This is a genomic window from Arthrospira sp. PCC 8006 (assembly GCF_046480465.1).
Lineage (GTDB): Bacteria > Cyanobacteriota > Cyanobacteriia > Cyanobacteriales > Microcoleaceae > Limnospira > Limnospira platensis.
In genome coordinates, this window is record NZ_PKGG01000001.1 from 79,456 (window position 1) to 91,539 (window position 12,084).

At 45.3% G+C, this 12,084-nt stretch carries 9 protein-coding genes; 8 read left to right on the forward strand and 1 reads right to left on the reverse strand.

Going from position 1 to position 12,084, the window contains the following annotated elements; genetic code table 11:
• Nucleotides 1-224: 224 nt before the first annotated feature.
• A complete protein-coding gene (locus tag B9T16_RS00410; RefSeq protein WP_410243851.1) occupies nucleotides 225-1,265 on the reverse strand; it encodes a glycosyltransferase family 2 protein in 1,041 nt (346 codons plus the stop codon).
• A 101-nt stretch (nucleotides 1,266-1,366) separates the two neighbouring features.
• On the opposite strand from B9T16_RS00410, the gene tilS reads away from it, so the two are divergent.
• The 8 genes from tilS to B9T16_RS00450 form a co-directional block, all read left to right on the forward strand.
• Nucleotides 1,367-2,401, forward strand: a complete 1,035-nt coding sequence (gene tilS / locus B9T16_RS00415; RefSeq protein ID WP_410243852.1) for a tRNA lysidine(34) synthetase TilS — start codon at nucleotides 1,367-1,369, stop codon at nucleotides 2,399-2,401.
• A gap of 25 nt (nucleotides 2,402-2,426) precedes the next feature.
• Nucleotides 2,427-4,550, forward strand: coding sequence for a glycogen debranching protein GlgX (gene glgX / locus B9T16_RS00420; protein ID WP_410243853.1), 2,124 nt, complete (start codon nucleotides 2,427-2,429; stop codon nucleotides 4,548-4,550).
• 32 nt (nucleotides 4,551-4,582) lie between these two features.
• Complete coding sequence (locus B9T16_RS00425; protein ID WP_410243854.1) at nucleotides 4,583-5,860, forward strand: MarR family transcriptional regulator; 1,278 nt, start codon at nucleotides 4,583-4,585, stop codon at nucleotides 5,858-5,860.
• Between the two features lie 2 nt (nucleotides 5,861-5,862).
• Complete coding sequence (locus B9T16_RS00430) at nucleotides 5,863-6,714, forward strand: mechanosensitive ion channel family protein (protein ID WP_410243855.1); 852 nt, start codon at nucleotides 5,863-5,865, stop codon at nucleotides 6,712-6,714.
• Between the two features lie 116 nt (nucleotides 6,715-6,830).
• Nucleotides 6,831-8,234, forward strand: coding sequence for a protein adenylyltransferase SelO (locus B9T16_RS00435; RefSeq protein WP_410243856.1), 1,404 nt, complete (start codon nucleotides 6,831-6,833; stop codon nucleotides 8,232-8,234).
• A 621-nt stretch (nucleotides 8,235-8,855) separates the two neighbouring features.
• On the forward strand, nucleotides 8,856-9,272 hold the full coding sequence (locus tag B9T16_RS00440) for an AbrB family transcriptional regulator (protein WP_014273964.1): 417 nt from the start codon (nucleotides 8,856-8,858) through the stop codon (nucleotides 9,270-9,272).
• A gap of 451 nt (nucleotides 9,273-9,723) precedes the next feature.
• Nucleotides 9,724-11,397 carry a CocE/NonD family hydrolase gene (locus B9T16_RS00445; RefSeq protein WP_014273963.1) on the forward strand — a complete coding sequence of 558 codons (1,674 nt, stop codon included), beginning with the start codon at nucleotides 9,724-9,726 and terminating at the stop codon, nucleotides 11,395-11,397.
• 66 nt (nucleotides 11,398-11,463) lie between these two features.
• A partial coding sequence (locus B9T16_RS00450; RefSeq protein ID WP_410243857.1) for an MFS transporter occupies nucleotides 11,464-12,084 on the forward strand: 621 nt, incomplete at its 3' end.

The following is a 12,084-nucleotide window of genomic DNA, read 5'->3' on the forward strand; positions in this document are numbered from 1 at the left end:
GGTAGTTTTAGAGAAATAATAATCCAGGGGTTCTTATGCAAAATTCGCAAAATATCGGCTAGAACCATGATTCTCTGGTGATTTAGGGTAAGTTGTTGGGGTAAATTGGAGTTATTCGATGCACGGGTTTTGGGGTAAATTGATCCTAGCCCCGCAGCCTGGTATTGACAAAATACACTTTTTGTGTATAGAGGTTTTTGCTAAGGATAGGGGCTATGATGGTGCTATAGGTCCAAGGTAGCAAAAGTAGGACCATCAGGGGACTCAATTAACTCTCGTACCCGATAAATAGGGCGATCCTGAGACTCATGATAGGTCCGCATAAGCAACTCAGCCAAGAGTCCAAAACACAATAATTGAATACCAGTTAATGTGAGCAAAACAGCCAACATTAAGAGAGGTCTGTGTCCGATACTAGCGCCCAATACTAAGCGGAGGAAACTGAGATACCCTCCGGCGGTGATACCAAATAGTAAAAGGACAAAACCCAGCAGCCCAAAAACGTGCATAGGTCGGGTGAGAAAGGTTTTGATAAAAGCAATGGTAAATAAATCCATTAATACGCGAAAGGTGCGACCTAAACCGTACTTACTGCGACCATAGCGGCGGGGATGATGTCGCACAGGTAATTCAGTGACTCGTGCGCCTTCGATAAAAGCCAAAACGGGTAAAAAGCGGTGTAATTCTCCATAGAGTTTCATGTCATGGACTACTTCTGCACGATAGGCTTTGAGAGAACAGCCATAATCATGAAGTTGGACTCCGGTAATTTTACCGATTAACCAGTTAGCAATTTTGGAGGGAAGTAGGCGAGTTAAGAAGTCATCTTGACGATGTTTGCGCCAGCCACTTACTACGTCGTAACCCTTAGATAATTCTGCTAATAAATGGGGTATATCAGCGGGATCATTTTGTAGGTCTCCGTCGAGGGTGACAATGACTTGACCTTTGGCGTGGTTAAAACCGGCAGACATAGCGGGGGTTTGACCGTAGTTGCGACGGAGGATAATTACCCGTAGGTGAGGATTGGTTAAGACCTGTTGTTTGAGTAATTCGGCGGAACCGTCTACAGAACCATCATCGACGCAAATTAATTCATAGGCGATCGCCGCATCGGTGAAACTCTGGTGAATGGAAGTGATGAGAGTGGGTAAACTTTCTAATTCGTTATAAACAGGTACGACTACGGAAACGGTGAAGCTGGTGTGCTTGTCCGACCTATCATCAACCCTGACGCAGCCAGATTGTCCTGGTAAAATATCCATTGGGTATATGTGAGCGTTTAGCAATTCCTAGAAATCCTACAACATTCGGGGTATAGTTGACAGGGGAGTAAGCCAATTGGTGCGGGTTCGTGGTTCTGTTGATGGCTAGTCAAACACCCTGGACTGATGTTCATGCTAAGGTACATAGATCTCTGAGAAGCCGAAATCTTTTACCCTGTGGAGAGGCCCTGTTGGTGGCTGTGTCTGGGGGTCAAGATTCGATGTGTTTAATCAGACTATTATTAGACTTGCAAGGGAAATGGAATTGGCGAATGGCGATCGCCCATTGTGATCATCAGTGGCGGCGTGACTCTGTAGCTAATGCTGATTATATTGAGGAGTTGGGTAAAATTTGGCAGGTCCCCTGCTACCGATTAACAGCCCCACAAATACCGAAAACAGAAGCGGCGGCGCGGGAGTGGCGTTATCAAGTGTTGGGGGAAATTGCCCAAACAGATAATTATGGTTATGTAGTAACAGGTCATACGAAAAGCGATCGGGCTGAGACGTTATTATATAATCTAATTCGTGGTAGTGGTGCCGATGGATTAACTTCTTTAGTGTGGAGTCGTCCTATATTCGGGAGGGAGGCAGAAACAAAGCCAATATTAGTGCGTCCTTTACTAGAGATAACTCGTCAGGAAACGGGAGAATTTTGTCAACAGCGAGATTTGCAAATTTGGGAAGATAGCACTAATACAGATGTGAGTTATGCTAGAAACCGTATTCGACATCAACTGATACCGGAGTTGGCAAATAAGTTTAACCCCAAGGTTGAACAAGCCTTAGCCCAAACGGCTGAATTATTGCGGGCTGATGTAGAATATTTGGAACAACAAGCTGATGAATTATATAGTTTGGCTATGGCTCCTGCGCCGTGTAATAATAGCTATGGAGTAAATCGCCACCATTTAAAATCAGCCCCTTTAGCCCTGCAACGTCGGGTGATGAGAAGGTTTTTAGAGGAGGTACTGAGGAAAGGGACTAACTTTGAACAAGTCGAAAAACTGACCCGCTTAATTTATGCCCCAAACCGATCGCAAAGTGATCCTTTTCCCGGTGGTGCGATCGCCCAAGTTGAGGGAGAATGGATCTGGTTAAAATTTCCGCCCCAAGTGGGTGATGAAGCTAATTAATCATTCACAACAGGAATTTTTCACGATGTATATACCTATTTGGCCGGGTAATGCTAAAACTTTAGGTGCTACCTGGGACGGTAAAGGGACTAACTTTGCATTATTCAGTGAAAATGCCACAGCAGTTGAATTGTGCTTATTTGATAGTAAAGACCAAGAGACTCGCATTCCCCTAACCGAAGTAGAAAACTTTGTCTGGCATGGTTATGTACCAGGAATAGCCCCCGGTCAACGCTATGGTTTCCGGGTTCATGGTCCTTTTGCACCCCATGAAGGTCATCGTTTTAATCCTCATAAACTGCTGATTGATCCCTATGCCAAAGCCTTGGATGGTGAAATTGGCTATGGTGAAGAAATTTTTGGCTATCGATGGGAAGATCCCGAATTAGATTTAGGCTATTCGGAATTGGATGATGCTCATTTAGTGCCGAAAGCGGTGGTTGTAGATGAGTCCTTCGACTGGGAAGATGATCAGCTCCTGGATATTCCCCAACATGAGACAATTATTTATGAAATGCACGTGCGGGGATTTACTAAACTACACCCGGATATCCCGGAAGAATTACGGGGCACTTATGGGGGTTTGGGACATCCGGCGGCGATCGCCTATTTACAGTCCCTAGGAATTACAGCAGTGGAATTGATGCCTGTTCATCATTTTCTATCTCAACCGGGACACTTGGTAGATAAGGGGTTAATAAATTATTGGGGTTATGACTCAATTGGCTATTTTGCGCCACAGTATAACTATAGTGCTGACCCCACCGCTGGCAACCAAGTCCGGGAATTTAAGGAAATGGTAAAAGCCCTCCATGCTGGAGGTATCGAAGTAATTTTAGATGTTGTCTATAACCACACCGGAGAAGGCAACCATTGCGGCCCTACTCTGTCCTTGCGGGGGATTGATAATGCTAGTTATTATCGGTTAATGGAAGACGATCGCCGCTATTATATGGACTTTACTGGCTGTGGTAATTCCCTCAATGTTAGCCAGCCCCAAGTTCTGAAACTGATTATGGATAGCCTGCGCTATTGGGTTTTGGAAATGCACGTTGATGGCTTCCGCTTTGACCTAGCCTCGGCTTTGGCGCGAGAACTCTATGAGGTCAATAGTCTAGCGGCATTTTTTGATATTATCCACCAAGATCCGGTGCTTTCTAATGTCAAGTTGATCGCTGAACCTTGGGACGTGGGAGAAGGTGGCTATCAGGTGGGTAAATTCCCCCTGTTATGGTCGGAATGGAATGGCAAATATAGGGATACGGTGCGGGACTTCTGGCGCGGTGAGGATAGTTCTTTGGCGGAATTTGCTTATCGGTTTACCGGGAGTTCTGACCTGTATGAGGATAATGGACGACAACCTCACGCTAGTATTAATTTTGTCACCGCCCATGATGGATTTACTCTCAATGACTTGGTGAGTTACAACGAAAAACACAACGAAGAGAATGGGGAGGATAACAACGACGGGGAAAGCCATAACCGCTCTTGGAATTGTGGGGAAGAAGGCGAAACAGATGATCCTGATATTTTAGAGTTGCGAAACCGCCAGCGTCGTAATTTCTTGGTGACATTAATGTTATCCCAAGGGGTGCCGATGATGGTCAGCGGTGATGAGTTGGGACGGACTCAAAAAGGCAATAATAATGCCTACTGTCAAGATAATGAAATTTCTTGGCTCGATTGGGATCTACCTGGGTCTAATGCGACTCTGTTGGATTTTACCCGTCAGTTGATTTATTTCCGCCGCCAACATCCGGTTTTCCGCCGCCGTAAGTGGTTCCAAGGACAAGCTATTCATGGTTCGGGAGTTAATGATCTGGGCTGGTTTAATCCAGACGGCGGCGAAATGACTGAGGAACAATGGAATGCTGGATATGCTAAGGCGATCGCTGTTTTGATCAATGGTGAGGAAATTCCCGCCCGTGGTCCTAAGGGTGAACGGGTGATGGATGATAGCTTTATGCTATTATTTAATGCTCACTATGAGGAAATCGAATTTGTTTTACCAGAAGGTTTACAGGCTCGACATTGGCAAGTTATTATTGATACCAAAGAATCTTTATTGCTGCCACAAGGACCTTATTACTCTGGTAATCAACCTATCCTAACTGAAGCGCGATCAGTGATCGTTATGCAAATGCGTTAGGAATTAATGGAAAATTTGGGGAGGGACAATTGATGATTGATGATTGTCAATTGTCTTTTCCTTGTCTGTTAGTCAATTCCCGATTTACTAAACTACTCCCAATGGCGATCGCTCAAATTTTTAAACAGTTTGGGGCTTGGTTTCCCAGCGCACATCAAAAAATTAAAGCCCAGGCTGATGAGTTGGGGGACAAATTTAAGGGAATAGAACTTGACCCAATTCCACCCCAGAATTTACTGCGCCTCAAACAAGCTGTGGCTGATTTAAAGACACCATCACCTCACCAAGAGTTATTGCGCGCACAATTGTCGAAAGCGATTAATTCCTGGTCTGAGGGGGCAGAATGTGATAATGCTATGGTGGTTTTGGCTAGTCCGGTAGAGGCTATATCTACTGTGTTTTGGGATACTTTGAGTTCCTCAGAACCAATGGATGGTTTGACTCGCCAATGGCTGCCTTGGTCAGAGCGACCGGGAAACCATACTATTATTATATCACAACTAGAAGAGAGTATTTTACAACCGACTCAGGAAGAGCGATCGCTGGTGGTAATTCCTGATTTGAGTTGGTGTTTTTTGCGGTGTGTGGATGGTTTGCTGGGAATTGAAAGGTTAGCAGATGCGATTTTTAGCGATCGCTCACGGTTTTGGCTGATTGGTTGTAACCATTGGAGTTGGCTATATTTAGATCGAGTTTGTCAACTGGGAAATTTGGTGGGTGTGAAAACATCAATTCCGCCTCTCAGTGCGATCGAACTCAAGGAATGGTTAACTCCGGTATGGGAAACTGTAGATCTACAATGGCGTGAAAAATCCGAGGGTGAGGAGGAAAAACCAGATGACAACTGGTGTTGTAGTGAGGAAAAACGATATTTTGAGCAGCTAGAAGATGTGTCTGAGGGTAATCGTGCGATCGCGGCTGAGGCTTGGCTAAATTCTTTGGGTATTTCCCCGCCGCCAGAAGAGGAAGAGGAGGAAGAAGGGGAAAACCAGACCGGAGAAAATCCTGATCAACCTTGGTTGGTCGATCGCCCTAGCATACCAGAATTGCCCAGTTTGACTAAAAGCGATCGCTTTTTGCTGTTTTCCTTAATATTACATGGTTCCATCTCTTTGCCTCACTTGTGTATGACTTTAGGGGAGGGAGAGAGTGCAACTCAAACTCAGGTTCAGAAACTCATCCGTGATGGCTTAATTGTCCGCTGTCCGGGAAATAGTGGCGCAGCGCCACGGTTTGCGATCAATGGTATTTACTACCCTCGTCTCAAGCGAGATCTCGATAACAATAAATTTCTGGTGGGTGAGGATTAGAAATGTTAATCGACATTTGGCTATATCAGTTATTGGCTGAAACCAACGGCGAAGCAGCCACTAACCCTAATCAAATTTTGGCCGAGATCACCTTTGGGAAAATTATCTTGGGGGTGGTGATTTTTCTGCTGACCTATGGCAGTATTATACTTACCGAAAAGTCTCTTTACTGGTTTTCCGAACAGGTCCCGCTGCGGTTTCGTTTATTGATCAAAGAGTCTGTACCCTTCTGGCGAGCCTTTATTTTTGGGTTAGCGGGGGTGATCTTGATTAATTTGTTTCTGGACTTATCCTCGACTAATCTGTTGGCGATAACTGGGACGGCTGCGGTGGCGGTGGGTTTTGCCTTTAAAGATTATGCCAGTTCGGTGATCTCTGGGATGATTGCTTTATTTGAAAGACCTTATCAAGTAGGCGATCGCGTCACTATTGATGGTCAGTATGGGGAAATCATCAGCTATGGACTCCGTGCGATCCAACTGCAAACCCCTGATGATGATATTGTCACCATTCCCCATAATAAAATGTGGACAGATCCGATCATCAATGCCAATAAGGGTCAAGTAGAAGCACAGGCGGCTGTGGATTTTTATTTTGCCCATGATGCCGATATCGATCGCATTATCCCTATACTATATAGAGTGGCTCAGACCAGCAAATATACACAACTTAACCTCCCCATTGTGGTGGTGGTAAATGAGAAGCCTTGGGGAACTTTGGTGAAGCTGAGATGCTATCCCATGGATGTTAGGGATGAGTTTATTTTTAAAACTGACCTAATTCGCCGCGCTAAAAAGACTTTTGGGGAGTTAGGCATTCCTTACCCCGTCTTACCCGCGATAATTACTGATTAATCCCCAAATAGCTATCAGGCTGGAAAATTGGCGATGGGCGATTATGCGATCGGATAAGGGGTTGTCAATTCCAATTTTTACCTATAAAATAATCGAGAATTGGAATTTTAGCCTTCATGTCCAATCCTTTTCTGTTTCTCGAATATGAACCCGCTTTTGAGAGCTTGGGGGATGATTATTATGATGTCGTAGCGGCCGCCTCCTTCCCGCTGCATATTTTGCGTTTCCGTAATGATGAATTGCTGCTCAAATTGGGAATTGACCCACAAGAAACCCAAGATCTCGATTTTATAGAGGCTTTTGGTAAATTTGAAAGTGTGACGCGGTTTTTGGCGATGCGTTACCACGGCTATCAGTTTGGAGAATATAATCCCGGTTTGGGAGATGGTCGTGGGTTTCTCTATGGACAGGTGCGCGGAATAGATGGAGAATTGTATGATTTTGGTACTAAAGGATCGGGTACAACTCCCTACTCTCGCCATGCCGATGGCCGCCTGACTTTAAAGGGGGGAGTCCGGGAAGTATTAGCAGCAGAAGCACTCCATAGACAAGGGGTGAGGACTTCTCGATGTTTAAGTTTAATTGAAACCGGAGAAAAGTTATGGCGGGGGGATGAACCTTCCCCTACCCGGTCTTCGGTAATGGTGCGAATGAGTCGATCGCATATTCGGTTCGGAACTTTTGAACGATTGCACTATTTTGGTCGCCCAGATCTGATCAAAAAACTCTTAGATCATGTGGTTGAGATTTATTACCCCCATTTATTAGACTCTGGCGATCGCTTCGTCGCTTTTTATGGGGAATTGGTGCAACGGGTAGCCACTTTAGCCGCTCAGTGGATGGCTGCTGGGTTTTGTCATGGTGTCTTAAATACCGATAATATGTCGATTACAGGGGAGAGTTTTGATTATGGTCCCTACGCATTTATGCCGACTTATGATCGGAGTTTCACCGCTGCCTATTTTGACTATGGTAGGCTTTACTGCTATGGTAATCAGCCTTTGATTTGTCGGGGTAATCTCGAGTTGCTGCAAAAACCTCTATCAATGGTGGCAGACTCAGATAGCCTCAAACAGGCTTTAGACAATTTCTTTGACTACTATGGTCAGGCTTACCAGCAATTGATCTTAAAAAAATTGGGCTTTCCAGAAGCACAGGTCTCTGAACCCGAAGAATTGATTAAGTTGACTATTGATTTGCTCAAAGACAATACAGTGGGATATCATGACTTCTTCTCCCAACTCAGGGAAGGCTTTACTCCCCTCTGGCGAGATGATGAAACCGAGATTCTCAAGGATATAGGAGATCTTAAACACTTAGTCCCCTGGCGACATCTGTACTATCACCATTTGCAGTCAAAGTCGAGGGCCGAAATGGAACAAATGAAACAGACCCTCAAACAATATAACCCGACTACGATTTTGCTCAGACCAGCTATTGAGGCGGTTTGGGAACCGATTGTGGCGGCCGATGATTGGGAGGCGTTTTATCAATTACTCAATCAGATCAGATCAGAATAATTTCGGGTTGGTGCGATCGCCTTTTAAGCTATAGCATTTGCTCACTGCCAACAGATTTCTCTGGGTAGCTGGAGGGGGAGACCGTCAAAGCTGTTGATATCCTCAGCCTGTCTATGATACTCTATCCCCTCAAATCGCTGTTATCCGCTATTCGGTTAGGTTATACATCCCCCCATTGGCGATCGCTTAATTGTCCGAGTCGGGGATACTCACAACCACCGGATATGGCGTTTTTCAGATAGGTTTTGGTCTAGTTTATGTCAAATCTCGTCATGGTTTGTCTCCACTGTTATCAGACCCACGGTAACTGTATTATTTAAAACTAATATATTTTGCCTTGATGGGGGGGACAATATTTATTGGTTGTCGGGATCTTAGCAGTCAAATCTACCTAGGTTCTGTCATAGATGGCTTCCCCAGGGAAAAGGAAAGATTGGGGAATTTGCTTTGTCCATTTCCTGGGCATTTTCAGTCCAGTGGTTCTGATTTGATCGCAGTCAGCAAGTCTATGTCAGGAGTTCCCATAAAAAAAATTACTCCTCAGCGACATTTAAGTTATATGATCTATAAAATATCCAACAAATATGTTAGGATTGACTAAATTAGAAATGGAGTAGATCAATGGCAAAAACTACAGCAGAAAAACTTCCTGAAGAACCGATGACCGGAAAGACTTTACTGCAAAAAGTCAAATCACTCGGACCCAGCTACTCTCGTCGTGAGACAGCCAAGCAGTGTGGCTATTACACCCGCACAAAAGACAACCAAACTCGTGCGAACATGACCGAGTTTTATGATGCACTGCTGGCAGCTAAAGGAATTGCCTTAGATCCGGGTCGTTCTAAAGATGGACGTGGCCGGGAAGCTAGTTACCGCGCTTGCGTTCATAAAAATGGCTCCTTGGTAATTGGTGCTAACTATACCCAGGAAATGGGTTTGAAACCCGGTGATCAATTTGAAATTCGCCTGGGATCTAAACATATTCACCTGATTCAAGTTGAACCAAAGGGCATGGTTGATGAAGATGACGAAGAATAAATAAATATCAGGCTCATCTGTCTTGCTGATAACCAGTGAAGCATGACTCAGGTTGTCTATGGGCGCGAGTGGTGTTTCTGGGATGGCTTAATCAAGACAATGCGGCGGGAGTAAAATTCGGTTGGCATCAGTGATCACCGCCTGCGGTTCGCCAAGAATGTCATAATCGATCGCCTACCAGATAGATGGCGATCAAAACCTAGCTAGGAATCCGTATTAGTCCACCACTGTGGGCTTCTCTATAATGCCGACAGTTGGCAACCTTTTCCACTATTTGAACTCGACGGAATGCGATCGCGACGGGTTCTGGTTCGAGGTAGTGGAAAATTCATCAAGGACTCATTAATTTTGATAATGTGGTGGTTTAGGATTGCTCACCTAGTGATAGGGTGAATCATATTGTGTTGGGCATCCTTACCCCACAGGTTCTGCTATGGAGTTCTTGTGATCTATGATAGTTCAAGAAACAGCATCCATGCTAACCAGAGATGGGGTGCGTTTGGATGCTGATATTTATCGCCCAGAACAGTCAGGGGAATTTCCGGTATTATTAATGCGACAACCCTATGGAAGGGCGATCGCATCCACCGTAGTTTACGCCCATCCCCAATGGTACGCCCAACAGGGTTATATCGTAGTAATTCAAGATGTGCGCGGAAGGGGAACCTCTGAGGGAGTGTTTCAACTATTCGCCCATGAATTAGAAGATGGCGTTGATACCGTCAACTGGGCTGCTAATTTACCCCATAGCAATGGCTATGTGGGGATGTATGGGTTTTCCTATCAGGGGATGACTCAAATTTATGCTGCCAGTGGCTACCCACAGGCCCTGAAAACCCTCTGTCCCGCCATGGTCGCCTGTGACCTGTATCAGGATTGGGCTTATGAAGGGGGGGCTTTTTGCTGGCAGGTTAACCTAGCTTGGGGAATTCAATTAGCCACCGAAACCGCGCGCTTGCGGCGGGATGAACCAGCCTATAGGGGTTTATATAATCTTTCCCGGCATCTGCCCTTATACGGCGAAATTCCTGCCTCTCCTGAAACCTTTACAAACCTGGCTGCTGATTCTTTCTATCATGATTGGCTACAGCAGGATCAGCCGGGAGACTATTGGCGGGATCTTTCCCCCTCCACAGATAATCTGGATTTACCCATGCTGCACATTGGCGGATGGTTTGACACCTATCTGCGGGGGACGGTTAATTTCTATCGGGATATGGCTAATCGTAGTTCATCTCCTCAGTATTTGATTATTGGACCTTGGCCGCATTTACCCTGGGGCCGACAGGTGGGTGGTGTTGATTATGGTCCAGAGGCGGTTAATCCCATTGATGAGTTACAGATCCGCTGGTTTAACCATTTTCTTAAAGGTATTGATACCGGACTTTTGCAGGAAAAACCTGTCACTCTGTTTTCCATGGGGGATAATTGCTGGCGAGAGTTTGACCAATGGCCGCAAGGGTCTAGTCAATCTTATTTTCTCACCAGTACAGGTCTAGCCGCAATTCGACCAGATTCTGGTTTACTTTTACCAGAGGATATAATCGCTTCTATGGCTGCCGAAGAAGACGAAGAAGACGAGGAAGACGAACACATTTTACCCGATACTGTGGATGTGTTTGTTCATGATCCTTTCCGTCCAGTCCCAGCCCTTGGGGGTCATGCTACATTAACTCCTGGATCTTTTGATCGTCGCGCTTTGGACTGTCGCGCTGATGTACTTACCTACACTTCTGATGCTTTACATGAGGATTTGCATTTAGTCGGAAATGTATTTGTTGAGGTTTACTGTGAAGCTGATAGCCCTAGTTTTGACTTGTGTGCAATTTTGTCAGAAGTGCGACCCGATGGGAGTGTGTGGAATTTTACTCAGGGTTATGTCAGAGTTAATCAGCCAGCCACCCCGATCCGAATTAATTTACAGCCTACCTGCATTTGTATTCCTCAATCCCACCAAATTCGTTTAAGTTTGAGTGGGGCTTGTTTTCCCGCTTATCCTGTCAATCCAGGGACGGGACAGCCCCCTAGTCAAACTCGACTCATTGATGGTCGCATTATTACTATATCCCTGAAAAGCGGCAATAGTTTTCTGTCCCGTATCATTTTGTCAGTTGATGCTGAGTGAGATAGGGTTTATCATTGCGATCGCAAAAGTTTAGCGCAAATTTAGCACGGATTTTGGCCTAAATTCATGAAAGCTGACCATCAAAATGATTCAGAATTGCGGGTGTTAGGACTACCATCAGACCAAGGAAGATGGCTACTCATTCCTTTGGGAATCACCGTTTTACTGTGTTTGGGGACCGTTTACTCTTGGAGTATTTTTAGGACTCCCCTAGAAAATGAGTTAAACCTGACCGCCACCGAAAGCCTATTACCCTATACAGTGGCGCTAGGGTTTTATGCCCTGATGATGCCAATTACAGGTTTTTATATACCTAAATTTGGGACTCGCGCCATTACAGCAGTTGGTGGGTTTGTTGTTGGGTTGGGTTATATTCTGTCTAGTTTTGCTGACAATATCATCACCATGACGATCGCCTATGGCGTGATTGCTGGGACTGGTGTCGGCATTACTTACGGAGTGCCCATGGTCGTTTCCGCCCGCTGGTTTCCCGATAAAAAAGGATTAGCCGTCGGGCTGACAATTATTGGTTTTGGCTTGTCTCCATTAATCACCGCCCCCCTCGCTAAAGCCTTGATTGATAGTTATACCGTCCGACCAACCTTGCGGGTTTTGGGTATCGCTTTTATGGTGATTATTTTGGCGATTGCTAATATCATGAAATTGCCCCCCCAAGATTGGCAACCC